This is a genomic window from Bradyrhizobium sp. DOA1 (assembly GCF_001593325.1).
GTDB lineage: Bacteria > Pseudomonadota > Alphaproteobacteria > Rhizobiales > Xanthobacteraceae > Bradyrhizobium.
Window position 1 is genome coordinate 6,446,564 of sequence record NZ_JXJM01000001.1, and the last position, 26,963, is coordinate 6,473,526.

Below are 26,963 nucleotides of genomic sequence, written 5' to 3' on the forward strand. Positions count from 1 at the left end.
CTTCAAGTCTTGACATTGCAATTCGCTGAACACCGGGTCGCAATTACCTGGGATGCCCGGGTATTGACGGGGTGCGATCGCGCACCTTAATGGCACACATGGCTATCAGAGACACTATCAGCAACAAGTTGCAGGAAGCTTTCACGCCGGAAAGCCTGCAAGTCGTCGACGAGTCACATTTGCATGAGGGCCACGCCGGCCATCGGCCCGGCGGCGAGACGCACTTCCGTGTTTATATCGTATCTGATGCCTTCAAAGGGAAGAGCCGGGTCGACCGCCATCGCATGATAAATTCGGCGCTGGCCGCGGAACTCTCCGGCGGCGTGCACGCGCTGGCGATCCACGCCCAGGCGCCGGGGGAAGGTGGGACGTAAAGCTCCGCTGTCATGCTCCGCCTAGTGCGCAATTGCGCACGGGGGGCGGGGCATCCAGTACTCCGAGACGGCGCGGCTTGAATTGAACCGCCGCGGCGTACTGGATCGCCCGCCCCAGTGCGCAAGCGCGCACAAGGCGGGCGATGACACCGAGCGTGAGGCTAAAACGACGTCCCGGCCCTTCGCGGCTTGACCTCATCCAGCTCAGCCTCGCGCGGCACCGGTGAAATACGGAGCGCGGTGATGCGGTTGCGTTCGCGGCGGAGGACGCGGAAGCGGAAGCCGTGGAAGGTGAAGCTCTGGCCGCGATCGGGGATCGAGCGCGCCTCGTGAATGACGAGGCCCGCCACCGTCGTTGCCTCCTCGTCGGGCAGGTGCCAGTCGAGCGCACGGTTGAGATCGCGGATCGGCACCGAGCCGTCGACCACGACGGAGCCATCGGGCTGGCGGCGCACGCCGGCGACCACGACGTCGTGCTCGTCGGAGATGTCGCCGACGATCTCCTCCAGAATGTCTTCCAGCGTCACGAGGCCCTCGACCTCGCCGTACTCGTCGACGACCAGCGCGAAATGGGTCTTGCGACGGCGGAACGCCTTGAGCTGCTGGGAGATCGGCCGCATCTCCGGCACGAACCAGGGCGGCAGCATGATGGTGGTGACGTCGATGCGCGAGGTATCGCCCTCCGAGGCGCGGATGGCCCGCAACAGATCCTTGGCGTGCAGGATGCCGATGATGTTCTCCGACTTGTCGCGCCACAGCGGAATGCGGGTGTATTCGGTGGCCAGCACCTCTCGCACCAGCTCTTCCGGCGGCAGGTCGGCATTGATCATCACCATGGCGGTGCGGTGAACCATCACGTCAGACACCGTCAGCTCGCCGAGGCGGAAGACGTTGTGGATGTATTCGGCCTCGCCGCTCTCGATCTTGCCGTGCACGGCGGATTCCTCGACCAGGCCCTCGATCTCGGAATCCGTCAGGATCTCGTGCTGCGAAAACTCCTTAACTCCGATCAGACGCAGGACCGCGCCCGACGCCGCGTTGAGGCACCAGCTCAGCGGATAGAACACCAGGTAGGAGGCATGAAGCGGATACGCGATCCACTGCGATACCGGCATCGGCTCCCTGATCGCGAGCGTCTTCGGCACCTGCTCGCCGATGATGATGTGCAGCGAGGAGAAGACCAGGAACCCCGCCACGAAGGAGGTGAAGTGCAGCGTGGCCTCCGACATTCCGAGCGGATGGAGGACCGGGCTCAGCAGCGCGGCAACGGTGGGCTCACCGATCCAGCCCAGCCCGAGCGAGGCCATGGTGATGCCGAGCTGGCAGCAGGCGAGATAGGATTCGATGTTGCCCATCATCCTCTGCAGCAGGCGCGCGCCGAAGCGGTTCTGCTCGACCATGGCTTTGACGCGAAAGCCGCGGCTCTTCACCAGCGCGAATTCCGCCGCCACGTAGAATGCATTGGCGGCGAGCAGGAGGACCGCAAGCAGCAGATTGATCGAGATCGAACTCATGTTTGCCTCGCGACCGTCTCGACCTTCGCCGCTTGGCGTGCCCCAGATCCAGACGGTCCTGCCATCACTGCGATAGTTTCGCCTTCAGAAAATCGCGCACCGGAGTAGGCTCGACGTCCTTGGCGATTACGGCGCGGCCCACGGCCTCCAGCAGGATGAAGGTGAGCTTGCCGCGCTGGACCTTCTTGTCCTGTGCCATCAGGGCCATCAGCGCATCGGCGTCGGCAAGGCCTTCCTGGGCAAAGCCCGCGATGTCCTGCAAGCGCGTCGGCAAGCCGACTTCGATCAGGTGGCGTTCGACGCGGGCTGCATCGGCCTCGCCGATCATGCCGAGCTTTGCCGAGAACTGCGCCGCCAGCGTCATGCCGATGGCGACGCCCTCGCCGTGGAACAGGCGGTCGGAGAAGCCGGTCGCAGCTTCCAGCGCATGGCCGAAAGTGTGACCGAGATTGAGCAGCGCGCGCTCGCCGGTCTCGCGCTCATCGCGCGAGACGACGCCCGCCTTGGCGCGGCAGGAGGTAGCGATCGCATGCTCACGCGCCGAGCCACCCCTAAAGATGTCGGCATGGTTCTTTTCCAGCCAGGCAAAGAAGGCCTCGTCGCCGAGCACACCGTATTTGGCGACCTCGGCATAGCCGGCACGGAATTGCCGCGGCGACAGCGTGTCGAGCACGGCGGTGTCGGCGATCACCAGCACCGGCTGGTGGAAGGCACCGAGCAAATTCTTGCCCTGCGGCGAATTGATGCCGGTCTTGCCGCCGACGGAGGAATCGACCTGCGCCAGCAGCGAGGTCGGCACCTGCACGAAGTCGACGCCGCGGCGCAGGATCGCCGCCGCGAAACCGGCGAGATCGCCGACCACGCCGCCGCCGAGTGCGATGACGAGATCGTTGCGCTCGATCTTCGCGGCGATCAGGGCCTCACTGACCTTCTCCAGGCCCGCATAGGTCTTCGAGATCTCGCCCTCCTCGACCACGATGCGCGCAGTCGGGATGCCGGCTGCGGCAAGCGAAGCCTCCGTGGGCTCGAGCCAGTGCTTTGCGACGGTACGGTCGGTGACAATGGCAGTGCGCACGCCGGGGCGCAGGCGCGCGATACGCTCGCCGAGCGAGGCCAGCACGCCGCGGCCGATGACGATGTCATAGGCGCGGTCGCCGAGCGCGACGTCGACATTGACAGGGTCGGAATGTTTCAAAGGCGCAGTCATCGTACGGCACTCGCAACGTCGGCAGGTGGATGGGACGCCTGCTCGCGGCAGAGATGGGCCCGCAGCGTCTCGATGCATTCCTCGACGATCTTGTCGTGCGGCACGTCGCGCGAGGCAATGGTGAGGTCGGCATGGCCATAGACCGGCTCGCGCTCGGTGAGCAGGCGCGTCACGGTTCCTTCGGGATCGGCGGTCTGCAGCAACGGGCGATCGGCACGGCGCCGCACGCGGCGCATGATGACGTCGTGGTCCGCCTTGAGCCAGAGCGAGACCGCTCTTGCGGCGATGCGCGCGCGCGTCTCCTCGCGCATGAAGGCGCCGCCGCCGGTCGCGAGCACGATGGGCCCACTCTCCAGCAGCCGCGCGATCACCCGGGCCTCGCCGTCGCGGAAATGCGGCTCGCCATGGCGCTCGAAGATTTCCGGTATGGTCATGCCGGCCGCCGCCTCGATCTCGGTGTCGGCGTCGACGAAGGGCAGCTTGAGCCGCGCCGCCATGCGGCGGCCGATGGTGGATTTGCCCACCCCCATCATGCCGACGAGCACGATCGAGCGCGTCCCGAGCGCCGACAGGATGTCGGTCTCAGGCGAACCGGGTAGCGGCAACGCGGCGTCGGACATGTCTGGCTCGAAAAGGATCTCGCTCGAACTGCCGCCCAAAGCGGCAGGCTTTGGCCACCTATACGACCCCCTTGGGGCCCTCGCCAGAGGACTCTTGCCACGAAACGGCGAACATGTTGGATGATTTCATTGGTTAATTCGCCACGCCCCGAGACCACTCCCGATGCCCAGCCTGTTCCGGTTCCTGACGGTCGTCGCCGTGATCGCCGGCATCGTCTATGCCGGCGTCTTCGCGCTGGCGAACTTCGTCAATCCGAAGCCGCGGGAAATGACGGTGACCATCCCGCCTGACAGGTTTCTCAAGAAATAGGCCGCTGCTGCGAGCCGTCAGGCGGCCCGTCCGTTCGGCGTCAGCGCATGGCGCATCAGGCGCAGGAACAGCTGGGTATCTTCGAGAAGATTCTGGCCGGCGGCCTGCGCCTCCTTGATGCCTTCCATCGCCGCCACGATGATGCCGGCGAGGTCGGTCGGCGAGGCCTTCAGATGATCTGAGGTGATCGCATTCGTTGTTTGCGCATCGGCAAGTGCGCGAGCCAGCAAGGCCACCAGCTGGGCGCGTGCTGCCAAGGTGATGTCCTTGGCGAGCGCCATATTGGCGTCGAACAGTTCAGCGGCGTCCGCGCTGCCGGCGAATGGCGCGATCAGATCGCGTTGGAATGCCGCGATCGCCAGCTCGATCCGGCTGAAAACGTCGCCGTCGCCGGCGAGCGCGGCTTCGACACTCTGCATCGTCTTGGCATGCGCACGCGCCGACCCCGCCCGGAACAACTCCTCCTTGCTGCCGAAGCTCAAGTAGAGCGCCGCACGCGAGATGCCCGCCGCGCGCGCGATGTCGGCCATTGACGTCTTGCGAAAGCCGAGGCGGACGAACACCGGCAGCGCTGCGTCGAGAATAGCCCCGGCCTTGTGGTTGGTTTCCTTCATCAAAACATATTGACACTTTGAGTCCAATTCGTCAAAAGACGATTAGACAATATGAGTCCAAATGTCTAAACCCTAAAACCGACACTCAAGAGACTGGAATCAAATGGATTCTCGATCCGCTCAACCGGCCATTACGGTGCTCGTCACCGGAATCAGTGGATTTCTCGGCGGCCACGTCGCCAGGCAATTGCTGGCGAACGGCTATCGCGTGCGGGGCACCGTGCGCAGCCTTGATGCCGGCGACCGGATCCGGCGGCAGCTTTGCCCCACCGCGGCCGACGGGGCCCTCAGTTTCGCCCGCGCAGAGCTGCGCTCGGACGACGGATGGGACGATGCGCTGGCGGGCTGTCGTTACGTGATTCACACGGCCTCGCCATTTCCGGCGGGCTTGCCCGACAACGCGGACAACCTGATCCGGACCGCGCGTGACGGTGCGCTGCGGGTGTTGCGCGCAGCGCATGATGCCGGCGTGGCACGCGTGGTGCTGACCTCCTCGATTGCCGCCACCAATCACGGCGGCGGCCGGCCTCCCTTCACCGAAAACGACTGGACTGATCCCGCCAGCGTGCGAGCGACGCCCTACTACAAATCCAAAACCCTGGCAGAGCAGGCGGCGTGGAGCTTCGCACGCTGTCACGGGCTCGATCTGTGCGTGATCAATCCCGCCATGATATTCGGACCGCTGCTCGGCCCTCAATACGGCACGTCCGTCGGACTGATCCAGCAGATGATGAGCGGCAAGTTGAAGCGTGTCCCGCGCTTCGGCTTTGCGATCGTCGACGTGCGCGACGTGGCCGACGCTCATATCCGCGCGATGACCTGCCCTGACGCTGCCGGACAGCGCTTCATCGTGGGCGGAGGTTTTTTCCGATTGAGGGACTTGGCCGCGGTGCTGGCGACATCGTTCCCGGACTATGCGGAGCGCTTGCCGCGCGGCGACGTGCCGAACTGGATGGTGAGGGCGCTGGCTCCGTTCAGCGGGCGCTCGCGCATGATCGTGCACGAGCTCGATCGGGACCTCAGCGTCAACGCCGCGAAGGCGCACCGCGTGCTGAACTGGAGACCGCGACCTGACGAGGATTGCATCCGCGCCTGCGCCCAGAGCCTGATCGAGCATCGCTTGATCGCCATGCCGTAGGACGGCTGAAACCCCGCTCACTCTTGCATAACCCGGAGAACCACCAATGACGACGCACGCGACTGACACGGACTCACAAGAAGCCGAGCACATCCGCAACACCGAGCGGGCCCGGCTGCGCGCGTTGGTGAACGGGAACATCGCGCAGGCGGAGCCGCTTCATGCGCCGGAGTTTCAGTTGATAACGCCGATCGGCATGCCGCTCTCCAAGGACGAATATCTGGGCGCGATCCGGAGCGGGCAGATCAAATATCTGATCTGGGAACCCGGCGCGATCGCCGTCCGGCAGCACGAGGATCACGCCGTGATCCGATATCGCGCCAGGCTCGAGATCGTCTTTGGCGGTCACCGCGTTGCCCCCGCGGATTATTGGCACACCGACACTTACGAACGTCGCGACGGACACTGGATGGTGGTCTGGTCGCAAGCGACGGCGATCAGCGAAAGGCCCTAGAATTGGAGGACCCGATCGGGTGCGTTCAGACAACCCGACATTGCTGGTGAGTTTCTCAAGAAATAGGCGCTAGGCTCCCGCCATGCCCATCAAGCCATCCGACACCAAGCTCACCGGCCTGTTCCTCGACATGCTCGCGGCGGAACAGGGCGCGGGGGCCAACACGCTCGATGCCTACCGCCGCGACCTCACCGATTTCTCGGAATTTCTGGGCCGCGTCGGCCACACATTCGTCGACGCGCAGACCCAGACGCTGCGCGATTATCTCGCCGATCTCGACACGCGGGGCTTCAAATCCACCAGCGTCGCCCGCCGCCTGTCGGCGATGCGGCATCTCTATCGCTTTCTTCTGAACGAACGGATCAGGACCGACGATCCCGCGGCGATCCTGTCGGGGCCCAAGCGCGGCCGCGGCCTGCCGAAGGTGCTGTCGATCGCCGAGGTCGACCGCATGCTCCGCCGCGCTAAGGAATTGAGCGAGGCGGAGGATGCCTCGCCATCGAAACGGCTGCGCGCGTTGAGGCTTTATTGCCTGCTCGAAGTTCTCTACGCCACCGGCTTGCGCGTCTCCGAGCTGGTGGCGCTGCCGCGCTCGGCGGCCAAGCGCGATGCGCGCATGATCGTGGTGCGGGGCAAGGGCAACAAGGAGCGCCTGGTGCCGCTCAACGAGGCCTCGCGCCAGGCGATGGCGGATTATCTCGCCGCGACGGAAGCTGCTAAAACCGACAAGAAGACTGGCGCGGCGGCGTCGAAATGGCTGTTTCCTTCGTTCGGCGAGAGCGGGCATCTGACGCGGCAGCATTTTGCCCGCGACCTGAAGGAGCTCGCGGTCGCTTCCGGGTTGCAGGCCCGCCTGGTCTCCCCGCACGTGCTGCGCCACGCCTTTGCCAGCCATCTGCTGCACAACGGCGCCGATTTGCGCATCGTGCAGACCTTGCTCGGCCACACCGACATCTCGACCACCCAGATCTACACCCACGTCGTCGAGGAGCGGCTGAAGAGCCTGGTGCGCGACCTGCACCCGCTGGCGGAGAAGTAGGCGGGTTCGTAGCCCGGATGAGCGCAGCGACATCCGGGACCGGTGCCCGATGCACCACCTACCCGGATATCGCTTCGCTCATCCGGGCTACGGCACCACCGAAACCGCCTTGACTTCGGCCACATCTCCGCAGAAAGAGCCGTGGCCTCACGACTGATTTGGCTGGCGGCTCCCGAGCACACAGGCCAAACCATTGAAGAAACTACACTTCTTTCCGCGGCCCCGACCTCGCTTCGCTCTCGAGCCCCGTCCCCTTATATTGAGTTGATGCAAGACCAGATGCGCAGCTATCTCGACTTCGAAAAGCCCGTCGCCGAGCTCGACTCCAAGGTCGACGAATTGCGCGCGCTGGCGGCCACCGGCACCGACATCAGCGACGAGGTCGGGCGGATCGAGGACAAGGCGGCGCAGGCGCTGGCCGACCTCTATACGAACCTGACACCGTGGCAGAAGACGCTGGTGGCCCGGCATCCGCAGCGGCCGCATTTCAACGACTTCATCAAGGGCCTGATCACCGAATTCACCCCGCTCGCCGGCGACCGCAAGTTCGGCGAGGACGAGGCGCTGGTCGCCGGCTTCGGCCGCTTCCGCGGCGAGCCGATCTGCGTGATGGGCCAGGAGAAGGGCGATTCCACCGAAAGCCGCATCAGGCACAATTTCGGCATGGCCCGCCCCGAAGGCTATCGCAAGTGCGTGCGGCTGATGGAGATGGCCGAGCGGTTCGGCCTGCCGGTGCTGTCGCTCGCCGATTCCGCCGGCGCCTATCCCGGCATCGGCGCCGAGGAGCGCGGCCAGGCCGAGGCGATCGCGCGCTCGACGGATGCGTGCCTGGCGCTGACCGTGCCGAACGTCGCCATCATCACCGGCGAGGGCATGTCGGGCGGCGCCATCGCCATCACCACCGCCAACAAGGTCTTGATGCTGGAGCACGCGATCTACAGCGTGATCTCGCCGGAAGCGGCGTCCTCCATCCTCTGGCGCGACGGCACCAAGGCGCAGGAAGCCGCCAACAACATGAAGATCACCGCCCAGGACATGCTGCGCTTCGGGGTGATCGACCAGATCCTGAAAGAGCCGGTCGGCGGCGCCCATCGCGACCCCGCCGCCATGATCGCCACCACCGGGGATGCCATCGCCAAGGCGTTCGACGAGCTCCGCGGCCTCGACGGCGACGCCATCCGCAAGCAGCGCCGGCAGAAATTCCTCGATATCGGCCGAAAACTGGGCTGATTCGAGCGGGTTTTCGTGTCCCGGACGCGCTGCAGCGTGAAACGCTGCTGCGCAGAGCCGGGACCCATCTCCAACCCTGGTCCAAACCCTGGCCCGGCTCTGCGTCGCACCGCTGACGCGCTGCGCTGCGTCCGGGGCACGAGGGACCACCAGTAACTCCGCATTAACCCTTTTTTTGCCCAAATCGGCGATCTGAGTCCCTGATGGGCCGGAAGGCCCAAGTACGGCCCAAAGTCGCGTCCATTTAGGCTTCGTTGACCATGCCACTGGGCCAACGGGCTCGTGATCCCCGCTCGGGTTGCGACCGCATGACCCAGAGGTTAGAATTTTAATCAATGGCTTCAGGGCATAAGCGCTGGGGCGTGAGCTGAAAAAACCCGTCACGACGGGTCCGGTTGTCCGGTCGGATCATGCTCCAAACGATTGGGGTTCGCGCGCACTGCCCGGCACCGTGTGGGGTCCATCTTGATTTCTCGTTCGCTTGCTCGCGCGCTCTTGGCTTCGGTTGCGCTGATGATGGCCGGCGGTCTCTTGGCCGGCTGCAACAGCGACCAGGTCTCGCTCGCGACCAACGCCAAGGCCAACCAGCCGGTGCCGCCGAAGCTGCTCGCCGCGATGACCGAGAAGGACATGGATCTACAATCGCCGATCCTGGTCCGCCTGTTCAAGCAGGAGGCCGAGCTCGAGGTCTGGAAGCAGACCCGCTCGGGCCAGTTCGCACTGCTCAAGACCTATCCGATCTGCCGCTGGTCCGGCGATCTCGGCCCCAAGGTGCGCGAAGGCGACCGCCAGGCGCCGGAGGGATTCTACTCGATCAATCCCGGCCAGATGAATCCGCAATCGGCGTACTACCTGTCGTTCAACACCGGCTATCCGAACGCGTTCGACAAGGCGCTTGGGCGCACCGGCTCGCAGCTGATGGTGCACGGCGATTGTTCTTCGCGCGGCTGTTACGCCATGACGGACGAGCAGATCGCCGAGATCTATTCGCTCGGCCGCGAATCCTTCTTCGGCGGCCAGAAGGCGTTCCAGCTGCAGGCCTACCCGTTCAAGATGACGCCGGTGAACATGGCCAAGCACCGGAACAACCCGAACATGCCGTTCTGGAAGATGATCAAGGAAGGCTATGATCATTTCGAGGTGACGCGGCAGGAGCCGAAGGTCGATTTCTGCGAGAGGAAGTACGTCTTCGACGCGGCGAAGCCGGCGGACGCCAAGCGCGATCTGGTGTTCGACGCCTCGGCGAAGTGCCCGGCCTATGTGATCCCCGAGGAGATCGCCAGCGCCGTGCGCGGGAAGCAGACCAAGGACGAGGCGGAATACGCAAGACTGGTCGCCAAGGGCACGCCGGTGGCGCGCATGAACACCGGCATCGACGGCGGCATGAACAAGGTGTTCGCCGCCAAGATTCCGGAAGGCTCGACCGGCCTGTCCGAAGGCGCCGAAGGCACCACGCTGCAGATGCTGGCAATGGCGAAGGCGCCGGGCACGATCCCCGGCCACGTCAATCCGCCCAAGCCGAATCTCGATTCGGTGGCGTCCGCGCCCTCGCCGCAGGAAGAGCCGGTCGTCGTGAGCGCGCCCGCGAGCAGCACCCGCGTCGCGTCGGCTCAGCCCGCCGAAAAATCACAAGGCGGCTTCTTCTCCAATCTCGGCCGCAAGATGGGCCTCGGCAGCGCCGACACCACCGCGACAACTGCTCCGCCGCAAGCCACCGCATCCGTGGCACCGGCCCAGACCGCCCCGACGCCGCCGACGGCAGCCTCGCGGCTCAAGGCTGCCGTGACGAGATTCGTACCGGGGCAGGACAAGTCCAAGGATACGGCCGCGAAGGAGGCGCCGAAGCCGGCCGTTGCGGCCGCCAAGCCTGCCGAGCCACCGAAGCCGCAACCGGACACGCGGCTTGCCGCAACGCGCCCGGCGCTGAAGCCGTCAGTGTCGGATAGCGCCGCCGACAGCGGCCTGATGGCGGGTTCTGCACCGGTTGTGCCGTCGAACTCGTTCGAGAGCCGGTTTGGAGCGATGAGGTAAGGCGGCGAGCGATAGCCGCTCCCTCCTCCAGCCCATCCAAGCTTGACGCCGTCATTCCCCGCCACCGGGTCTCGCCTTCGGCGAGCCCGATGACAGGCTCCGGCGGGGAATCCAGTATTCCAGAGACAGTCGTTTTCAATCGAGACGCCGCGGCGTACTGGATGTCCCGCTTTCGCGGAGCATGACAGTTGAGGTTGGCGTAAGAGCGGAGCGCTTCACACGCGCTCCCTACGGTGCCAGATACCGCATCAGCTCCGGATTGCCCCGCACCTGCCCCGCCTCGCCCTGCAGCGCGACGCGGCCGCGGTCGAGCACGTAGGCGTAGTCGGCAACGCGCAGCGCCAAATCGAGGTGCTGCTCGACGATGATGACGGCGATCGACTTCGCGAGCTCGATCAGGCGCTCGGTGATCTCCTCGATCACGCCGATCCAGACGCCTTCGGTCGGCTCGTCCAGCAGCAAGAGTTTGGGATCGCCCAGCATGGCGCGGCCGATGGCGAGCATCTTGCGCTCGCCGCCGGAGAGCGTGCCGGCGGGCTGGTCGAGGCGCTGGCCGAGTTTCGGGAAGATGGTCAGCACGTGATCGACTGCATCGGCCTTCTTGCTCGCGAGCGAGCCGACGGCGAGATTGTCGCGCACCGACAGGCGCGCGAACACCGAATGCTCCTGCGGCACGTAGCCGATGCCGGCACGCACGCGCTCCTGGGTGGCGCGGCGGCTGATATCGCGGCCGTCGAAGGCGACCTCGCCCTTCCACGCCGGCAGCTCGCCGACGATGGTCTTCATCAGCGTGGTCTTGCCGGCGCCGTTGCGGCCGAGCACGGCGACGCCGCCGCGCCAGGGAATGCCGAGGGTGACGTCGAACAAGACCTGGCTGCGATCATAGCCGGCGTCGAGATGCTTGATGTCCAAAAATTCAGGCACGGCGCAGATAGATCTCCTGGACGGATGTGTTGGCCTGGATCTCGGACACGGTGCCCGAGGCCAGCACCTTGCCCTGGTCGAGCACGGTGAGGCGATCACAGATGTCGCGGATGAAATCGAGGTCGTGCTCGACGATGACGAGCGAGCAGTGCTGCTTGATCGGCTGCAGCAGCTCGCCGGTGACGCGGCGCTCCTCCAGGCTCATGCCGCCGGTCGGCTCGTCCAGCAGCAGCAGTTTCGGCTTGCCCGCCAGCGCCATCGCGATCTCCAGCCATTGCTGCTGGCCGTGCGAAAGCGCGGCGGCCGCGTCGAAGGCGCGGTCGGCGAGACGGAACTGCCTCAGCATCGTCATGACCTGATCGTGCAGCGCGCCGCGCGTGCGCGAGAACACGAGGTCGAACAGCGAGCACTGCGCCTGCAGCGCGAGCAGGATGTTGTCGTAGAGCGTCAGCGACGGCAACACCGACGTGATCTGGAATTTAAGGCTCATGCCGGCACGCGCTCGCTCGGTCGGCGTGAACGCGGTGATGTCTGTGTTGACGAAGCTCACCTTGCCCTGCGTCGGCACCTCGGCGCCGGCGATGCACTTCATCAGCGTGCTCTTGCCGGAGCCGTTCGGGCCGATCAGCCCGTGAAACTCGTTCTCGCCGACGCTGAGCGCCGCGCCATCGAGCGCGGTCAGCTTGCCGAAGACTTTCTTGATGCCCGCGGCCTCAAGGAGCATTGCGCTTCTCCTTGACGTTTTCCTTGGGTTTGGCACCGAAGCTGCCGACCCGCTCGCGCTCGCCGAGCACGAAGCTGATCAGGCCGAGCGGCCGGAACAGGATCACGAGCAGCAGCAGCAATCCCAGAATGATGGGCCAGATATCGCGGTAATTGTCCGACAGCCAGAAGCTGACGCCTTCGACGATGACGGCGCCGATGACGGCACCGATCAGCGTGCCGGAACCACCGAACAGCACGTAGAGCACCACCTGCGTCGAGACCACGACCCCGACCATGTTGGGCCAGACGAAGCCCTCGTGGAACGCGTAAAGACTGCCGGCAAGGCCGGCGACGGCGCCGCCGATGGTGAAGATGATGGCTTTCAGGTGCTGCGCCTTGTAGCCGAAGAAGGCGATGCGCTGCTCATTCTCGCGGAGGCCTGCGAGCGCCAGGCCGAATTGCGAGCGCACCAGGAAGCGGCAGAGCAGATAGACCACGACGAGGATGCCGAGCACGAGATAGTAGAACGCCGGGCCTTCCGTGAAATCGTATGACCCGACCGACATCGGCGCGATCGAGGGGATGCCGTTCTGGCCGCCGAGATAATACCAGCCGCGCGCCAGGCGGTCCGCGGCATAAGAGCCCGTCAGCGTGCCCAGCGAGACGAAGATCACGCTGGAGGGATGCCGTCCCAGCAGCAGGAAGCCGCCGAGCAGCAGTGCGAACGTGAGACCGATCAGCGTGCCCGCCGGCAGCACCAGGAAGATGTTGGTGATGTCGAGGTCACGCGCGAGCAGCGCCACGCCATAGCCGGCCGATCCGAAGAACAGGGCCTGGCCGAAGCTCATGATGCCCGCATAGCCCCAGACCAGGTCGAACGACAGCGCGAACAGCGCGAGGATGAGCACGCGCGTTGCGAACACCGTGAGATAGTCCTGCAGCACCAGCGGCGCGAGCAGCGCCGCGAGCAACACGACGCCCTCGACGATCGGCAGTATCTTGCGGCCTGACGAACGCTCGGCTCCCGTGCCTTCTGCCATTGCACCGCCCGCTTCGTCGCCGGCATCGGCGACGACGGCCTGTCTTACCACGCTCATCGGCTTCAGCATTCCACTCTAGCATTCCTTGGGATCGACGAGGCCGCTGCTGCGCGCGACGATCTCATAGTTTCCGCCCTTGGCGACCGCGGTGTACATCTTCATCTTGCAGTGCCGCTTGCCCGGGACCATCTCGGCGGGCCCGCCGGGACCTTCGGCGATCTTGGCGTGGTCGAGCGCGGCGGCGACGGACTCGCGATCAATCTTGCCGGCTTCCTTGACCGCGGCTTCCCACAGCTTGAGGCCGCGATAGGTGCCGGTGGCGGCACTGCCGGCGGCAAACAGGAAATTGCCGGGGAAATCCTTCTCGTAGGCCGCCTGGATTTTGGCGTCGAACGGGTTCTCCTTGGTCAGCACCTTGAAATAGTCGAGGCAGCTCGCGAGCCCCTCGATCTCGGCGGCCTGATTGATGTTGAGGGTATTCTCGTCATAGTAGACGCAGGCCAGGCGACCGCCATTCTTGAGGAAGCCGGCTTCGTAGAGCTGCTTGAAGAACGGGCCGACGCCGGGCGGAATGACGGTGTTGAAGACGACGTCGACCTTGTTGGAGACGATGCGGTTGACGGTCGCGGAGAAGTCGACCTGGTCGAGCGGGTAATATTCCTCGAACACGACCTCGCCGCCATTCGATTCGATCACCTTGCGGGCGTAGACGTTGAGTGTGTGCGGCCAGACATAGTTGGCGCTCGGCAGCGCGAACTTCTTGCCGCCGTTCTTGATCAGCCAGGGGATGAACTCGTCGCATTGCTGCGCCGGGGTAGGCCCGGTGCAGAACAGATAGGGCGTGCATTCTTTGCCCTCATAGAGCTGCGGATAGATGTAGAGCGTCTTGCCGCGCGCCACGATCGGGTCCTTGATCGCGTTGCGCATCGAGGAGGTGATGCCGCCCAGCACCATGTCGACCTTGTCGCGCTGGATCAGCTTGCGCACGTTGCCGACGGCGACGGATTCGTTGGATGCGGTGTCCTCGATATAGAGCTCGAGCGGACGGCCGAGCAGGCCGCCGGCGGCATTGATCTCCTTGATCACCATCTTGGCGACGTTGGCATCGGCATTGCCGGCATAGGCAATCGGGCCGGTGAGGTCGGTGGCGATGCCGACCTTGATCGGGCCTTCGGCCGCATTGGCCCAGGGGGCCGGAATCACCCAGCTGCCGACCCCGGTTGCGACCGCACCGGACGCGAAAGCGAAATTGGAGAGGAAGCGGCGCCGTGAGAGCTGCGTATCGAACATGTGACTATACCCCTTTTCCACCGATGAGGCCCTGCGGGCGGAATTTGATGAAGACAATGGCGAGCACGAAGACGAGCACGTCGGCGACGACGGGCGCCATCACCCAGGGCAACGCCGCGCTGAGCGTGCCAATGACGCCGGCGCCGGCGACCGGGCCGATGAAGGAACCGACACCGCCGACCATGACCGCGACGAAGCCCTGGATCAGGAAGCGCAGGCCGAGATCGGCATAGAGACTGAACACCGGAACGATCAGCGCGCCGGCAAGACCCGCGAGGGCGGAGCCGAACGCGAAGGTGGCGCCGTACATCAGCGGCGTTGAGATGCCCGAGGCGCGTGCCAGCGACGGATTTTCCAGCGTGGCGCGCATGCGCAGGCCGAAATTCGTGCGCGACAGCAGCAGGTAGCAACCCGCCATCACCAGCAACGTGATGAGGATGATGGTGAAGCGCCAGGCCGAGATATGGACTGTGCCGAAATCGATCGAGCCGCCGATCGGTTCGGGCACGGTGAGATAGAAGCCACCGATCAACCCGCGCACCGCTTCGCGGATGATGAGGCCGAGCGCATAGGTGCCGAGCATGGCGACGATGGGCGCGGCGTAGAAGCGGCGGATGATCAGCGCCTCCAGCACGAAGCCGAGCGCGCCGACCACGAAGGGCGCCGCGGCCATGCCGGCCCAGATCGGCAGTCCCTTGGCATAAGCGAGATAGGTGATGTAGGCCCCGAGCAGGACGAACTCGCCCTGCGCGAAGTTGAAGATGCCCATCATGCTGGCGATGATCCCGAGCCCCAGCACGATCAGGACGATGATCGCGCCGAAGCTCAGGATCTCGAACGCCGCGACGAACGCGTTAGCCATGCATCGGGTTTCCGTCGGTCTGCATCTGCTCTCCGCTCACATCTTCTTCCAGTCGCCGATCTGCTCGAAGGCATGGGCGGCGCGGTAGATGGTGGATTCCTCGAACATGCGGCCCACCAGCATCAGGCCGACGGGGAGGCCGTCGACCATGCCGCAGGGCAACGACATCGCGGGATGATGGGTGATGTCGAACGGCGCAGTGTTGGAGATCATCTCCAGCGCGCGGGCGACGTATTCCTCGCGGCTGGCATTGGGCTCCGGCAGCTTGGTCGCCTTCATCGGCGTCGTCGGCATCAGCAGCAGGTCGTAGTCGCTGAAGGCCTTGTCGTAGGCCGCGGTGAGCCGGCGCGAGATGTTGAGCGCCTTGCCGTAGAAGCGCGGACCGAAATTGTTATTGATGTAGGTGCCGAGCATCATGAACAATTTCGTTGTCTCCGACAGCGAATCGGCTTGCCGGCGCCAGCCGCGATGGAAATCCATCAGCGAGGTCGAATAGAGATCGCCGCGGGACAGGCCGTAGCCGTCGCCGAACATCATGGTCTGGGTCAGGCCTTCGGTGCCGATCGGGGTCCAGATCGCGCCGCCCAACAGATGCATCGGGATCGACACGGTCTCGACGCTGGCGCCGAGGTCCTTGAAGCGTTTTGTCGCCTCGCGCACGCTCTCGTTCACCGCGGCCTCCGCGGTCGGCTGCTCGAAGCCCTCCTTGACGATGCCGATCTTCATGCCCTTGACACCCTGGCCGAGCGCCTTGGTGTATTCCTCGACCTTCGGCGCCTTGATGCGCGGATCGTAACCGTCGTCGCCGGCGAGCACCTCGAGCAGCAGCGCGTTGTCCTCGACCGTCGCAGTCATCGGGCCGGTGTGATCGACATAGATCTCGATCGGCATGATGCCGGTATAGGGCACGAGGCCCCAGGTCGGCTTCATGCCATAGGTGCCGCAGAACGAGGACGGCATGCGGATCGAGCCGCCCTGATCGCCGCCGATCGCCATGTCGACCTCGCCGAGCGCGACCACGACGCCCGAGCCTGAGGACGAGCCGCCGGCCGAGTAGCCCATCTTGTGCGGATTATGCACCGGGCCGTAGGAGTTGGTGTGGCTGCCGCCGGACAGGCAGAAATGCTCGCAATGCACCTTGCCGACGATCTCGGCGCCGGCGTCCAGCATCCGCGTGACGATGGTGGCGTCGAAATCGGGCACGTAGCCTTCCAGCGTCGACGAGCCGTTGGTCATGGGCACGCCGGCCAGCATGATGTTGTCCTTCAGTGCGACGGTCTTGCCCTTGAGCTTGCCGCTGGCGGCCCCCTTCACGGTCGACTTGCGATACCAGGCATTGCGCGGGTTCTCTTCCGCCGAGGGCCGATAGCCCGGCGTGCGCGGATATTTCACCTCCGGCAGTTCGTCCGGCATCGCGCCGACGAGGTTGTAGGCCTCGATCGAGCCCTGCATCAGGCCACGGAAGGAGGCGACGTCGTCATCGGTGAGCGAAAGGCCGCACTGTTCGGCGACGGCACGAAGTTGGGCGGGCGTTGGAAGGGCAACTGTCACGGCGCTCTCCTGAGTTTTTTGGATCAGTCCTTGGGCGTGCGGCCGCGTTTGGCGCGACGAGCGCACCGGCCCGGCCGAAACATTCAAAACGGAAATATTTTCCTTTTCAAGTATTATTTTGCGACGGCGCGTGAGCCGATTGCCGCGCCGGGCTCAGATCGGCTTGATCAGCTTGAAGTCGAGGCCGTCGGCCTCGGCGAGATGCATCGGCATCCGCGCATGTCCGTTGCGCACGGTGACCTGGCCACGGGCGCCGCTGTAGACGATGTTACGTCCGGCTGCGAGCAGCGGTCCCATCGACAGCGAGCCCGCCTTGTTCGCGACCGCTTCGAGAAAGCGCAGGCCCTCATAGCTGGACTGCCCGACCGAGCCGATGGGAGGCGCGTTCGGCCCGAACATCGCGCGATAGCGACTCTGGAAGTCGTCATTGGCGCGCGCGCCGGTGCCGATGAAATAGCCGGATGCGCAGAACATGTTCTCGCTGTTGTCTGCGCCGATGCCGAGCAGCACGGTGTCGTCCATGGCGCCCGCGAGCCGCAGCGTCGTGGCGCCGAGACCGCATTCGCCGAAAGCACGGTTGAAGGTGATGCTGTCGGTGCCGATCAGCGAGATCAGCACGACGTCGGGCCTCGCGGCCCGGATGCGCGCCAGATGCGCCTCGTGATTGTCCTCCCCGAGCGGAACGAACTCTTCGCCGACGACCTGTCCGCCGGTCTCCTTGATGTAGTTCTTCACCGCGCGGTGCGACTGCCAGGGCCAGACATAGTCGCTGCCGATCAGGTACCAGCGCTTCGCCTTCTTGACGTCGGCGAGCCAATGGATCGACGGCCGGCTCTGCCAGCGCGGCGTCTCACCGATCGCCATCACACCGGGCGTGCGCTCGCCACCCTCGTAGACCGGCGTGTAGATGTAGGGGATGCGATGACGCGTGGTGACGTCGCGCAGGCCGACGCGGACCGCGCTGGTGTGCAAGCCGACGATGAGGTCGACCTCGTCGAAGGCGATCGCCTGCTCGGCCCGGTTCAGGACCTCATCGAGCGGCCCGCCGGCGTCGTAGATCGACAGCTCGATCTCGCGCCCGAGGATGCCGCCGCGCTTGTTGATCTCGGCAACGGCGAGCTGCGCGCTGTTGGTCGCACAAGGGCCCCAGACCCCGGGCGAGCCGGTGCAGCAGATGAAGCCGCCGATCCGCAGCTTGTTGGCGCCGCGCCGCCTGAAGAGAGCGTGATCGCTGGGCGACAACACGCCATCAGCCGCCGATGACGACAGATTCCTGAACAGCAAGGACGGCGGCAACGCCGGGCCGCCGTGAGCCGGGAAGTTCACCGTCGCGCGCACGCCAACTCCTGTCTGATATCAGACCCGAAAGCACATTGATCAGGCGGCCGCGGCTCTCCGCCCTTTTGTTGGGCAATGATCCTATTTTGAAAATATTGAATATTCAACAATTGAAGTGCATATAGATGCAGCATTGATTGCAAGACATTCACTCATTTGGGTCAAGACGAAGTCTTAGCCGTGGCAAAACCCTCGAAAGAAAACACCCCGATCACCGAACACCTCGCCTACCTGCTGGCGCAAGCCAACCGGGAAATCAACCGACAGCTCGAACTGCGGTTGAGCAAGGAGGGCGTGCCGGTCGAGCAATGGCGCATCCTGAAAGTGCTGTCGGACGGCAACGGCCATTCGATGGGCGAGCTCGCGGACGCCGTGCTGCTCAACCATCCGACGCTGACCAAGATGATCGATCGCATGGTCTCGGACACGCTGGTCTACCGCGTGCAGGACCCGAACGACCGCCGCAAGGTGCTGATGTTCATCTCCGACCGCGGCAAGGTACTGTGCAAGAGGCTGAACTCGCTCGCGGTCGACCAGGAGGAGCACATCCTGGAGAGCTACGGCGACAAGCCGACCAGCGAATTGAAGCGGCTGCTCGAGAGTTTAATCGACAGTTCGAATTGAGAAGGTGGCTTCTCACTCTCGTGGTCCGGCGAAGGGTGGAGCTGTGAGCCACTCACTCGGCTGTCATCGCCCGCGCAGGCGGGCGATCCAGTATTCCAGAGACTGATATGATTGAGCCGAGAGGCCTTGGCGTACTGGGTCGCCCGGTCAAGCCGGGCGACGACGGCGGAGAATGAGGCGCTGGCATCGCGCCTCACCATCCCATTCAGGCCTTACGCGTACCGCCCATGGCAGTGCTTGTACTTCTTGCCCGAGCCGCAGGGGCAGTCCTCGTTACGGCCGATCTTGCCCCAGCTGGCGGGGTTCTTGGGATCGCGTAGCGAGGCATCCGTGGCCTGGGCCCCGAGGGTGACGCTGGCAAGCGCCATTTCGTCCTCGCCGGTATTCGGATCGAACTTGTGCGCTTCCATCGGCGGCAGCACGGGCGCTTCCTGCTCCGGCGGGACGATCTCGACGCGCATCAGCTGCGCCGTGACGGCCTCGCGCAGATGCGCGCTCATCTCCTGGAAGAGATTGAAGGCTTCGGTCTTGTACTCCTGCAACGGATCGCGCTGGCCGTAGCCGCGCAGGCCGATGACCTGGCGGAGATGGTCGAGCATGATCAGGTGCTCGCGCCAGAGGTGGTCGAGGGTCTGCAGCAGGATGGTCTTCTCGACGTAACGCATCACGTCGGGACCCCATTGCGCCACCTTGGCTGCCATGTGCTCGTCGGCCTTGGTCTCGATGCGCGTCAGCAGCTCCTCGTCGGCGATGCCCTCTTCCTTGGCCCATTCGTCGACCGGCAGGTCGAGATCGAGCACGCGCTTCAATTCGTCCTTCAGGCCGGCGACGTCCCACTGCTCGGCATAGGCATGCTCGGGCACGTGCTTGGCGACGAGATCGTCGATGAAGGCGTGTCGCATGTCGGTGACGGTCTCGGCGACGCTCTCGTCCTTCATCAGGTCGACGCGCTGGTCGAAGATCACCTTGCGCTGGTCGTTCTGGACGTTGTCGAACTTGAGCAGGTTCTTGCGGATGTCGAAGTTGCGCGCCTCGACCTTCTGCTGCGCCTTCTCGAGCGCCTTGTTGATCCAGGGATGGATGATGGCCTCGCCCTCTTGCAGGCCGAGACGCTGCAGCATGCTATCGAGACGATCCGAGCCGAAGATGCGCATCAAATCGTCTTCGAGCGACAGGAAGAATTTCGAGCGGCCGGGGTCGCCCTGACGGCCGGATCGGCCGCGGAGCTGGTTGTCGATGCGGCGGGATTCATGCCGCTCGGAGCCGATGATGTAGAGACCGCCGGGCTTCTTCACGGTCTTGGCGGGCTTGGATCCCTTCGCCGGCTCGACCTCGACGGTCTCCTCGGCCTTCAGCACGATGTCGCGGAAATGGGCGATGTCGGCCTTGATCTGCTCGATCTTCTTGGCCTTCTCCGCCTCGTCCTCGATGCCCGCGGTCTCCTGCTGGATCCGCATCTCCAGCGAGCCGCCGAGCTTGATGTCGGTGCCGCGGCCGGCCATGTTGGTCGCGATCGTGATCGCGCCGGGCACGCCCGCTTCGGCGACGATATAGGCTTCCTGCTCGTGGAAGCGCGCATTCAGCACGGCGAACAGCTTGGCCGGCTTGCCGGCGCGGGCCGCGGCATAGAGCTTGTCGAGCGCGTGCTCCTTGCCGAAGTCGATCTGCTTGTAGCCGTTCTTCTTGAGGAATTCGGCGAGCACTTCCGACTTCTCGATCGAGGCGGTGCCGACCAGGACCGGCTGCAGCCGCGAGTTGGCGCGCTCGATCTCGGCGAGGATGGCGGCGTATTTCTCCTGCTGGGTGCGGTAGACCTCGTCGTCCTCGTCGAGGCGCGCGATCGACAGATTGGTCGGGATCTCCACGACCTCGAGCTTGTAGATGTCGAACAGTTCGTCCGCTTCGGTCGCGGCGGTGCCGGTCATACCCGCCAGCTTCTCGTACATGCGGAAGTAGTTCTGGAAGGTGATCGAGGCCAGCGTCTGATTCTCGGGCTGGACCTGGACGTGCTCCTTGGCTTCCAGTGCCTGGTGCAGGCCTTCCGAATAGCGCCGGCCCGGCATCATGCGCCCGGTGAACTCGTCGATGATGACGACCTCGTTGTCGCGGACGATGTAGTCCTTGTCGCGGGTGAACAGCGTGTGGGCACGCAGCGCCTGGTTGATGTGGTGCACGACGGAGACGTTCTCGACGTCGTAGAGCGACTCGCCCTTGAGCTGGCCGGCATCGCGCAGCAGGGTCTCGATCTTCTCCATGCCGCCTTCGGTCAGCGTCACCGTGCGCTGCTTCTCATCGACCTCGTAATCGGTCTTGTCGAGCTTGGGCAGGAAGCCGTCGATGGTGTTGTAGAAGTCGGAGCGATCGTCGAGCGGGCCGGAGATGATCAGCGGCGTGCGCGCTTCGTCGATGAGGATGGAGTCGACCTCGTCGACGATGGCGAAGAAATGCGGCCGCTGGACCATGTCCTCGAGCCGGTACTTCATGTTGTCGCGAAGATAGTCGAAGCCGTATTCGTTGTTGGTGCCGTAGGTGATGTCGCAGGCATAGGCCGCCTTGCGCTCGGCATCGTCGAGGCCGTGCACGATCACGCCGGTGGTCATGCCGAGGAAGCCGTAGATCTGGCCCATCCAGCCGGAGTCGCGGCGGGCGAGATAGTCGTTGACGGTGACGACGTGGACGCCCTTGCCGGCCAGCGCGTTGAGATAGACCGCCAGCGTTGCCACCAGCGTCTTGCCTTCGCCGGTCTTCATCTCGGCGATGTCGCCCTCGTGCAGCACCATGCCGCCGATCAGCTGGACGTCGAAATGGCGCTGGCCAAGCGTGCGCTTGGCGGCCTCGCGCACCGTGGCGAAGGCGGGGACCAGGAGGTCGTCGAGGGTCTTGCCGCCCGCGAGCTGCTGCTTGAATTCCGCGGTGCGGGCCTTGAGCGCCTCGTCGGAGAGTTTCGAGACCTCCGGCTCCAGCGCGTTGATCGCGTTGACGCGGGACTGATATCCCTTCACCCGCCGGTCGTTGGCGGAGCCGAAAAACTTGCGGGCGAGCGCGCCGATCATGCCTAGTTCCTGTGTTCGCGATTCAACCGCGTTGCAGCCAAGAAGTTGTCACCCGCCTGCCTATTCAACTCACCGTGACGCCGATGGCGCCCTCAGCCCGCGGGGGGTCGTCCGCCATATGGGTGGGAGTTGAGCAAGTCTGGGTTCAACGGCCAAAAACGCAGCAAAATAAACGCCATCGCCATGGACGCGACCGGTCAGAGATATGGCCGGCCCCTAGCCTTGTCAACGGCGGCCGCATTGCGGCTAATTCATCATTTTGACAGACTTTTCGCGTTGCCAAGCCACCTTGATTGGGCGAGTGTCCGCCCCGCTCGAGCAGCCCCCTGCTTCAACAAAAGGATTTTCCATGACCACCTCGTTTCCGGTAACCACCGGCCAGCGTTTCCGCCATGCGTCCGCCCTGGCCGGCTGCCTCACTTTGGCGCTGTCCCTGGCCTTCGCCGGGCCGTTGCGCGCCGCCGACGATCCGGTGCTGGCGAAGGTCAATGGCGCTGAAATCAAGAAGAGCGACGTGACCATGGCCGAGGAGGAGCTCGGGCCGAGCCTCGCCCAGATGGATCCGGCAACCAAGGACGAGAACGTCCTGTCCTTCCTGATCGACATGAAGATCGTCAGCAAGGCTGCCGAGGATAAGAAGATCGCCGACAACGAGGAGTTCAAGAAGCGCCTGGCGTTTGCCCGCAACCGGCTCCTGATGGACAGTCTGCTCGCCAATGAGGGCAAGGCCGCCACCACCCCCGACGCCATGAAGAAGGTCTATGACGAGGCCGCCAAGCAGATCACCGGCGAGCAGGAGGTGCGCGCCCGCCACATCCTGGTCGAGACCGAGGACGAGGCCAAGGCAGTGAAGGCCGAGCTCGACAAGGGCGCCGATTTCGCCGAGCTCGCCAAGAAGAAGTCCAAGGATCCGGGCTCGGCCGACGGCGGCGACCTCGGCTTCTTCACCAAGGAACAGATGGTGCCGGAATTCTCGGCCGTGGCCTTCGCGCTGGAGCCGGGCAAGATCTCCGACCCCGTGAAGTCGCAGTTCGGCTGGCACATCATCAAGGTCGAGGAAAAGCGCAACCGCAAGGCGCCGGACTTCGAGCAGGTCAAGGCCCAGATCGAGCAGTACGTGACCCGCAAGGCGCAGGCCGACTACGTCGCCAAATTGCGCACCGAAGCCAAGGTCGAGCGGCTGGACCAGCCGGCGGCAGATGCCGCCAAGCCGGACGCCAAGCCGTCCGACAGCAAGATGGCGCCGCCGGCGAAGAAGTAAGAAATCGCTGTCACTTCGCGGACGCCAATAGTATCTAACGTCGCAATGGCCGGGGATTCCCCGGCCATCTGCATATCCAGACCCCACCAAGGCGCCCCGCGATGTCCTCCTCCGTCTCCCCGCTCGCCCCGAAAACCGTTCCCGACATGCCCGTGATTGCAGGCATCCGCCTCGCGACGGCCGAGGCCGGCATCCGCTACAAGAACCGCACCGACGTGCTGCTGGCGGTGATGGACAAGGGCACCGCGGTCGCCGGCGTGTTCACGCGGTCGAAATGCCCGTCGGCACCGGTCGAATGGTGCCGTGCCAAGCTGAAGGGCGGCAAGGCGCGCGCCCTCGTGGTCAATTCCGGCAATGCCAACGCCTTCACCGGCAAGACCGGCCGCGCCTCCACCGCGCTGACGGCGAAGATCGCGGCCAAGGCGGTCGGCTGCAGCGAGAGCGAGATCTTCCTGGCCTCGACCGGCGTGATCGGCGAGCCGCTGGACGCGACCAAGTTCGACGGCGTGCTCGGCCGTCTCGCCGAAACCGCGGAAGCAGGCGATTATCTCGCCGCGGCCAAGGCGATCATGACCACCGACACCTTCCCGAAGGTCGCGACCGCGACCGTCAAGCTCGGCAAGGCCAAGGTCACCATCAACGGCATGGCCAAGGGTGCCGGCATGATCGCGCCCGACATGGCGACGATGCTGTCCTTTATCTTCACCGACGCGCCGATCGCGCCGGCGGCGTTGCAAGCGCTGCTCAAGGCCGGAGTCGAAGATACCTTCAACGCCGTGACGATCGACGGCGACACCTCGACCTCGGACACGCTCCTGGCGTTTGCGACCGGCGCTGCGGCCGAGCACGGCGCGCCGAAGATCAGCCGCGCCAGCGACCCCCGCCTGAAGGCGTTCGTCAAGGCGTTCAACCAGGTGCTCGCCAACCTCGCCGAGCAGGTGGCGCGCGACGGCGAAGGGGCCCGCAAGCTGGTGGAGATCACGGTCGAGGGCGCCAAGACCAAGGCTTCCGCGCGCAAGATCGCGATGTCGATCGCGAACTCGCCGCTGGTGAAGACCGCGATTGCCGGCGAGGATGCCAATTGGGGCCGCGTGGTGATGGCGGTCGGCAAGGCCGGCGAGCCCGCTGATCGCGACAGGCTCTCGATCTCCTTCAACGGCATCCGCGTCGCCAGGAACGGCGCGCGCGATCCGTCCTATGACGAAGCCCAGGTGTCGGAGGCGATGAAGTCGCCGGAGATCGCGATTCTGGTCTCGCTCGGCCTCGGCAAGGGCCGCGACCGCGTCATGACCTGCGACCTCACCAAGGAATATGTCGCGATCAACGGGGATTACAGGTCGTAAGCGGACGCCGATGGCCGATCTCAAACTGACATTGGTGGTGGCCTGCGCGCTGGTCGACGCCGACAAGCGCGTCCTGATCGCGCAACGCCCCGAAGGTAAGGCGCTGGCGGGCCTCTGGGAATTTCCCGGCGGCAAGCTCGAGCCCGGCGAGCGGCCCGAGCAGAGCCTGATCCGCGAGCTCCACGAGGAGCTTGGCATCACGGTCGCCGAGCCGTGCCTCGCACCGCTGACGTTTGCGAGTTACGGCTACGAGACCTTCCATTTGTTGATGCCGCTCTACATCTGCCGGCGCTGGGAAGGGATGGTCACGGCGCGCGAGGGCCAGAACCTCGCCTGGGTCCGCGCCAACAAGCTGCGCGACTACCCCATGCCGCCCGCGGACATTCCGCTGATTCCGCATCTGATCGATCTGTTGATGTGAGGTCTGCCGTGCCCCGGACGCAGCGCAAAGCGCTGCAGAGCCGGGGCCCAGAGGCCGCAGACTGGGTCCCGGCTCTGCGCAGCAGCGTTTCACGCTGCAGCGCGTCCAAGACACACGTCACTTCTCTCCCGCCTTCTTCACCGCCTCGGCCAGGCTCGCTTTCGCCGAGCCGGGCTTGAGCGGCTGCTGCTGGCTCGCATGCGGGGCCCAGCCGGAGAGCCAGATGACGTCGAAGGTGGCACGGATGCGGCCGTCGGCGTCGGCGAAGCGCTCGGCATAGATTTCGGCCATGCGCAGCAGCGTCGCGCGCCGCGTCGGCGTCCGCCGCCGCTCGATCAGCATATTGGCCGCGCCCATGCGGCGCAGATCCTGCATCAGCGCAAACGCATTGCCATAGCGCACCACGACGCGGTCGACGTCGGTGACCGGCAGCGCAAAGCCGGCCCGCTGCAACAGCGCGCCGATGTCGCGCAGATCGGCAAACGGCGCCACGCGCGGCGACACACCGCCCTCGCATTCGGCTTCCGCCGCAGCAAAGGCCTGCCGCAGCTCGGTCAGGCTGTCGCCGCCGATCATCGCCGCGAGCAGCAACCCGTCCGGCTTCAGCGCGCGGCGAATTTGCGCGAGCACGCCCGGCACGTCGTTGACGAATTGCAGCGCCAGCGCCGAGACGACAAGATCGAGACTTTCCTGTGCGAAGGGCAATTTCTCCGCACCCGCCGCCTCGAGTGCGATCCGCTCGAGCGACGGCAGTCGCGTGCGCATCGCCGCGAGACCCTCGCCGGGCGTCCAGAGATCGACCGGTGCGTGAAACTCGCGCATCACCGCGGCCAGCCGATCGGACATGTCCTCGGCAACACGGTCGAGCAGGAACGTGACCACGCCTTGCGCCTGCGCGCGCCGCTGCCGCGCGTGCAGCAAGGCACGATCGAACAAAGCGGGCGGCGTTTGCGGGGGCTGGGCCATGCCGCTGGTTACGCCGATCACGGCGGTCATTGCAATCTCCTCTCGCGTGTCCCGGACGCGCTGCAGCGCCCTTAGCGCTGCTGCGCAGAGCCGGGACCCAAAAGCAGCACATCGGGATGCGGTGAGATGGGCCCCGGCTCTGCAGCGCACCGCCGAAGTGGCGCTGCGCTGCGTCCGGGGCACGAGAGTGCTGCTTGAGCAGATTGTCGCGGAACGCTAGCCTCCCCGCATGGAAACCGACGCTGCCCCCACCCGTTCCATCGCCGCACCATTGCGCGCCGCGTGGATGGCCGGCCGCCATGTGCTGGCGCGCACCGCACGGCTCGCGCTCGACATCGCGCTGCCGACGCAGTGCGTGTCCTGCCACGAGCCGGTCGACGGTGAGGGCGTTTGCGCTGCGTGCTGGGCGCGGCTGTCGTTCATCGAGCGGCCCTATTGCCCGCGGCTCGGCATTCCCTTCGTCTACGATCCCGGCCCCGACATGCTGTCGATGGAGGCGATCGCGAGCCCGCCGGCCTACCAGCGGGCGCGCGCGGCGGTACGCTATGACGACGTCGCGCGCACGCTGGTGCATGCGCTGAAATACCAGGACCGCACCGATCTGGCACCGGCGATGGGGCGCTGGATGGCGCGCGCGGGCGGCGAGCTGCTCGCCGGCGCCGACATGCTGGTGCCTGTGCCGCTGCATTGGCGGCGAGCTTGGCGACGCCGCTTCAACCAGTCCGGGGCGCTGGCGCGGATCATCGCGCGGCAGAGCGGCGTGGAAGTGCGCGGCGAGTTCCTGCGCCGGGTGCGCGCCACCGAGCAGCAGATCGGCCTGTCCCGGGCCCTGCGCGCCAGCAATGTGCAGGGCGCGTTCCAGGTATCCCCGGGCCACCAGGCCGAGATTCAGGGCCGCCGCATCGTCCTGGTCGACGATGTCCTGACCACGGGCGCGACGCTGGATGCCTGCGCGCGGGCCCTGCTGCGCGCCAAGGCGGCCCAGGTGGACGTGCTGGTCTTTGCCCGGGTTGTCGAGGCCGGCCCACGTCCCATATAATTCAATGAATTCAGT

25 protein-coding genes are annotated in these 26,963 nt (G+C 65.2%); 12 read left to right on the forward strand and 13 right to left on the reverse strand.

Going from position 1 to position 26,963, the window contains the following annotated elements:
- Positions 1 to 89 precede the first annotated feature (89 nt).
- Positions 90 to 374 carry a BolA family protein gene (locus tag SE91_RS29825; protein ID WP_082813869.1) on the forward strand — a complete coding sequence of 95 codons (285 nt, stop codon included), beginning with the start codon at positions 90 to 92 and terminating at the stop codon, positions 372 to 374.
- Between the two features lie 161 nt (positions 375 to 535).
- Here the strand turns inward: SE91_RS29825 and SE91_RS29830 are convergent, their stop codons facing one another.
- From SE91_RS29830 to SE91_RS29840, 3 genes are all read right to left on the reverse strand, one after another.
- Positions 536 to 1,888 (reverse strand): hemolysin family protein, encoded by a 1,353-nt coding sequence (locus tag SE91_RS29830; protein WP_060734583.1) that lies wholly within the window; start codon positions 1,886 to 1,888, stop codon positions 536 to 538.
- A gap of 64 nt (positions 1,889 to 1,952) precedes the next feature.
- Entirely contained in the window at positions 1,953 to 3,095 is a 1,143-nt protein-coding gene (aroB, locus tag SE91_RS29835) for a 3-dehydroquinate synthase (protein ID WP_061850199.1), read from the reverse strand.
- Positions 3,092 to 3,715, reverse strand: coding sequence for a shikimate kinase (locus tag SE91_RS29840; RefSeq protein ID WP_061850200.1), 624 nt, complete (start codon positions 3,713 to 3,715; stop codon positions 3,092 to 3,094). The genes aroB and SE91_RS29840 overlap by 4 nt, the downstream gene beginning before the upstream one ends.
- Positions 3,716 to 3,878: 163 nt before the next feature.
- On the opposite strand from SE91_RS29840, the gene SE91_RS29845 reads away from it, so the two are divergent.
- Positions 3,879 to 4,025, forward strand: coding sequence for a hypothetical protein (locus tag SE91_RS29845; protein ID WP_008542114.1), 147 nt, complete (start codon positions 3,879 to 3,881; stop codon positions 4,023 to 4,025).
- A 17-nt stretch (positions 4,026 to 4,042) separates the two neighbouring features.
- On the opposite strand, the gene SE91_RS29850 is transcribed toward SE91_RS29845, so the two are convergent.
- Positions 4,043 to 4,639, reverse strand: a complete 597-nt coding sequence (locus SE91_RS29850; protein WP_061850201.1) for a helix-turn-helix domain-containing protein — start codon at positions 4,637 to 4,639, stop codon at positions 4,043 to 4,045.
- Between the two features lie 103 nt (positions 4,640 to 4,742).
- Here SE91_RS29850 and SE91_RS29855 point away from each other — a divergent pair, with 103 nt between their 5' ends.
- The 5 genes from SE91_RS29855 (at position 4,743) to SE91_RS29875 (ending at position 10,531) form a co-directional block, all read left to right on the forward strand.
- Positions 4,743 to 5,777 (forward strand): SDR family oxidoreductase, encoded by a 1,035-nt coding sequence (locus SE91_RS29855; protein ID WP_061850202.1) that lies wholly within the window; start codon positions 4,743 to 4,745, stop codon positions 5,775 to 5,777.
- Between the two features lie 46 nt (positions 5,778 to 5,823).
- Positions 5,824 to 6,231, forward strand: coding sequence for a nuclear transport factor 2 family protein (locus tag SE91_RS29860; RefSeq protein WP_061850203.1), 408 nt, complete (start codon positions 5,824 to 5,826; stop codon positions 6,229 to 6,231).
- Between the two features lie 82 nt (positions 6,232 to 6,313).
- Positions 6,314 to 7,270: a site-specific tyrosine recombinase XerD gene (gene xerD / locus SE91_RS29865; RefSeq protein WP_061850204.1), complete on the forward strand. Its 957-nt coding sequence runs from the start codon at positions 6,314 to 6,316 to the stop codon at positions 7,268 to 7,270.
- A gap of 267 nt (positions 7,271 to 7,537) precedes the next feature.
- Positions 7,538 to 8,500 carry an acetyl-CoA carboxylase carboxyltransferase subunit alpha gene (locus SE91_RS29870; protein ID WP_061850205.1) on the forward strand — a complete coding sequence of 321 codons (963 nt, stop codon included), beginning with the start codon at positions 7,538 to 7,540 and terminating at the stop codon, positions 8,498 to 8,500.
- A 465-nt stretch (positions 8,501 to 8,965) separates the two neighbouring features.
- A complete protein-coding gene (locus tag SE91_RS29875) occupies positions 8,966 to 10,531 on the forward strand; it encodes a L,D-transpeptidase family protein (protein ID WP_245318566.1) in 1,566 nt (521 codons plus the stop codon).
- 228 nt (positions 10,532 to 10,759) lie between these two features.
- On the opposite strand, the gene SE91_RS29880 is transcribed toward SE91_RS29875, so the two are convergent.
- The 7 genes from SE91_RS29880 to SE91_RS29910 all read right to left on the reverse strand — a co-directional run bounded on the left by SE91_RS29880 (position 10,760) and on the right by SE91_RS29910 (position 18,241).
- Entirely contained in the window at positions 10,760 to 11,455 is a 696-nt protein-coding gene (locus SE91_RS29880) for a branched-chain amino acid ABC transporter ATP-binding protein (RefSeq protein WP_061850206.1), read from the reverse strand.
- Positions 11,448 to 12,179, reverse strand: a complete 732-nt coding sequence (locus SE91_RS29885; RefSeq protein WP_061850207.1) for an ABC transporter ATP-binding protein — start codon at positions 12,177 to 12,179, stop codon at positions 11,448 to 11,450. The genes SE91_RS29880 and SE91_RS29885 overlap by 8 nt, the downstream gene beginning before the upstream one ends.
- Complete coding sequence (locus SE91_RS29890; RefSeq protein WP_061850208.1) at positions 12,169 to 13,269, reverse strand: branched-chain amino acid ABC transporter permease; 1,101 nt, start codon at positions 13,267 to 13,269, stop codon at positions 12,169 to 12,171. The genes SE91_RS29885 and SE91_RS29890 overlap by 11 nt, the downstream gene beginning before the upstream one ends.
- A 6-nt stretch (positions 13,270 to 13,275) precedes the next feature.
- Positions 13,276 to 14,490: a substrate-binding protein gene (locus SE91_RS29895; RefSeq protein WP_061850209.1), complete on the reverse strand. Its 1,215-nt coding sequence runs from the start codon at positions 14,488 to 14,490 to the stop codon at positions 13,276 to 13,278.
- 4 nt (positions 14,491 to 14,494) lie between these two features.
- On the reverse strand, positions 14,495 to 15,352 hold the full coding sequence (locus tag SE91_RS29900; RefSeq protein ID WP_061850210.1) for a branched-chain amino acid ABC transporter permease: 858 nt from the start codon (positions 15,350 to 15,352) through the stop codon (positions 14,495 to 14,497).
- Between the two features lie 36 nt (positions 15,353 to 15,388).
- Positions 15,389 to 16,903 carry an amidase gene (locus SE91_RS29905; RefSeq protein WP_061851405.1) on the reverse strand — a complete coding sequence of 505 codons (1,515 nt, stop codon included), beginning with the start codon at positions 16,901 to 16,903 and terminating at the stop codon, positions 15,389 to 15,391.
- A gap of 153 nt (positions 16,904 to 17,056) precedes the next feature.
- A complete protein-coding gene (locus tag SE91_RS29910) occupies positions 17,057 to 18,241 on the reverse strand; it encodes a substrate-binding domain-containing protein (RefSeq protein ID WP_008542074.1) in 1,185 nt (394 codons plus the stop codon).
- 180 nt (positions 18,242 to 18,421) lie between these two features.
- Here SE91_RS29910 and SE91_RS29915 point away from each other — a divergent pair, with 180 nt between their 5' ends.
- On the forward strand, positions 18,422 to 18,865 hold the full coding sequence (locus SE91_RS29915) for a MarR family winged helix-turn-helix transcriptional regulator (RefSeq protein ID WP_008542071.1): 444 nt from the start codon (positions 18,422 to 18,424) through the stop codon (positions 18,863 to 18,865).
- A 212-nt stretch (positions 18,866 to 19,077) separates the two neighbouring features.
- Here the strand turns inward: SE91_RS29915 and secA are convergent, their stop codons facing one another.
- A complete protein-coding gene (gene secA / locus SE91_RS29920) occupies positions 19,078 to 21,918 on the reverse strand; it encodes a preprotein translocase subunit SecA (RefSeq protein ID WP_061850211.1) in 2,841 nt (946 codons plus the stop codon).
- 349 nt (positions 21,919 to 22,267) lie between these two features.
- On the opposite strand from secA, the gene SE91_RS29925 reads away from it, so the two are divergent.
- From SE91_RS29925 to SE91_RS29935, 3 genes are all read left to right on the forward strand, one after another.
- The gene (locus SE91_RS29925) at positions 22,268 to 23,179 is read left to right on the forward strand and encodes a peptidylprolyl isomerase (protein ID WP_008542060.1); all 912 of its coding nucleotides are present in this window, start codon (positions 22,268 to 22,270) and stop codon (positions 23,177 to 23,179) included.
- A gap of 101 nt (positions 23,180 to 23,280) precedes the next feature.
- Positions 23,281 to 24,522 (forward strand): bifunctional glutamate N-acetyltransferase/amino-acid acetyltransferase ArgJ, encoded by a 1,242-nt coding sequence (gene argJ / locus SE91_RS29930; protein WP_060734574.1) that lies wholly within the window; start codon positions 23,281 to 23,283, stop codon positions 24,520 to 24,522.
- Positions 24,523 to 24,532: 10 nt separating this feature from the next.
- Positions 24,533 to 24,943: a (deoxy)nucleoside triphosphate pyrophosphohydrolase gene (locus SE91_RS29935; RefSeq protein ID WP_061850212.1), complete on the forward strand. Its 411-nt coding sequence runs from the start codon at positions 24,533 to 24,535 to the stop codon at positions 24,941 to 24,943.
- Between the two features lie 117 nt (positions 24,944 to 25,060).
- Here SE91_RS29935 and SE91_RS29940 read toward each other — a convergent pair whose 3' ends face one another.
- The gene (locus tag SE91_RS29940) at positions 25,061 to 25,939 is read right to left on the reverse strand and encodes a methyltransferase domain-containing protein (protein ID WP_061850213.1); all 879 of its coding nucleotides are present in this window, start codon (positions 25,937 to 25,939) and stop codon (positions 25,061 to 25,063) included.
- A gap of 199 nt (positions 25,940 to 26,138) precedes the next feature.
- Here SE91_RS29940 and SE91_RS29945 point away from each other — a divergent pair, with 199 nt between their 5' ends.
- Entirely contained in the window at positions 26,139 to 26,948 is an 810-nt protein-coding gene (locus tag SE91_RS29945) for a ComF family protein (RefSeq protein ID WP_061850214.1), read from the forward strand.
- Positions 26,949 to 26,963 lie beyond the last annotated feature (15 nt).

Excerpts from the sequence above, each read along its gene's own strand:
- secA (WP_061850211.1), bottom strand. The coding sequence starts at position 21,918 with ATGATCGGCGCGCTCGCCCGCAAGTTTTTCGGCTCCGCCAACGACCGG.
- SE91_RS29900 (WP_061850210.1), bottom strand. The coding sequence starts at position 15,352 with ATGGCTAACGCGTTCGTCGCGGCGTTCGAGATCCTGAGCTTCGGCGCG.
- SE91_RS29940 (WP_061850213.1), bottom strand. The coding sequence starts at position 25,939 with ATGACCGCCGTGATCGGCGTAACCAGCGGCATGGCCCAGCCCCCGCAA.
- SE91_RS29845 (WP_008542114.1), top strand. The coding sequence starts at position 3,879 with ATGCCCAGCCTGTTCCGGTTCCTGACGGTCGTCGCCGTGATCGCCGGC.
- argJ (WP_060734574.1), top strand. The coding sequence starts at position 23,281 with ATGTCCTCCTCCGTCTCCCCGCTCGCCCCGAAAACCGTTCCCGACATG.
- SE91_RS29825 (WP_082813869.1), top strand. The coding sequence starts at position 90 with ATGGCACACATGGCTATCAGAGACACTATCAGCAACAAGTTGCAGGAA.
- SE91_RS29850 (WP_061850201.1), bottom strand. The coding sequence starts at position 4,639 with ATGAAGGAAACCAACCACAAGGCCGGGGCTATTCTCGACGCAGCGCTG.
- aroB (WP_061850199.1), bottom strand. The coding sequence starts at position 3,095 with ATGACTGCGCCTTTGAAACATTCCGACCCTGTCAATGTCGACGTCGCG.
- SE91_RS29855 (WP_061850202.1), top strand. The coding sequence starts at position 4,743 with ATGGATTCTCGATCCGCTCAACCGGCCATTACGGTGCTCGTCACCGGA.
- SE91_RS29895 (WP_061850209.1), bottom strand. The coding sequence starts at position 14,490 with ATGTTCGATACGCAGCTCTCACGGCGCCGCTTCCTCTCCAATTTCGCT.
- SE91_RS29925 (WP_008542060.1), top strand. The coding sequence starts at position 22,268 with ATGACCACCTCGTTTCCGGTAACCACCGGCCAGCGTTTCCGCCATGCG.
- SE91_RS29935 (WP_061850212.1), top strand. The coding sequence starts at position 24,533 with ATGGCCGATCTCAAACTGACATTGGTGGTGGCCTGCGCGCTGGTCGAC.
- SE91_RS29870 (WP_061850205.1), top strand. The coding sequence starts at position 7,538 with ATGCAAGACCAGATGCGCAGCTATCTCGACTTCGAAAAGCCCGTCGCC.
- SE91_RS29830 (WP_060734583.1), bottom strand. The coding sequence starts at position 1,888 with ATGAGTTCGATCTCGATCAATCTGCTGCTTGCGGTCCTCCTGCTCGCC.
- xerD (WP_061850204.1), top strand. The coding sequence starts at position 6,314 with ATGCCCATCAAGCCATCCGACACCAAGCTCACCGGCCTGTTCCTCGAC.
- SE91_RS29840 (WP_061850200.1), bottom strand. The coding sequence starts at position 3,715 with ATGTCCGACGCCGCGTTGCCGCTACCCGGTTCGCCTGAGACCGACATC.
- SE91_RS29885 (WP_061850207.1), bottom strand. The coding sequence starts at position 12,179 with ATGCTCCTTGAGGCCGCGGGCATCAAGAAAGTCTTCGGCAAGCTGACC.
- SE91_RS29890 (WP_061850208.1), bottom strand. The coding sequence starts at position 13,269 with ATGCTGAAGCCGATGAGCGTGGTAAGACAGGCCGTCGTCGCCGATGCC.
- SE91_RS29945 (WP_061850214.1), top strand. The coding sequence starts at position 26,139 with ATGGAAACCGACGCTGCCCCCACCCGTTCCATCGCCGCACCATTGCGC.
- SE91_RS29860 (WP_061850203.1), top strand. The coding sequence starts at position 5,824 with ATGACGACGCACGCGACTGACACGGACTCACAAGAAGCCGAGCACATC.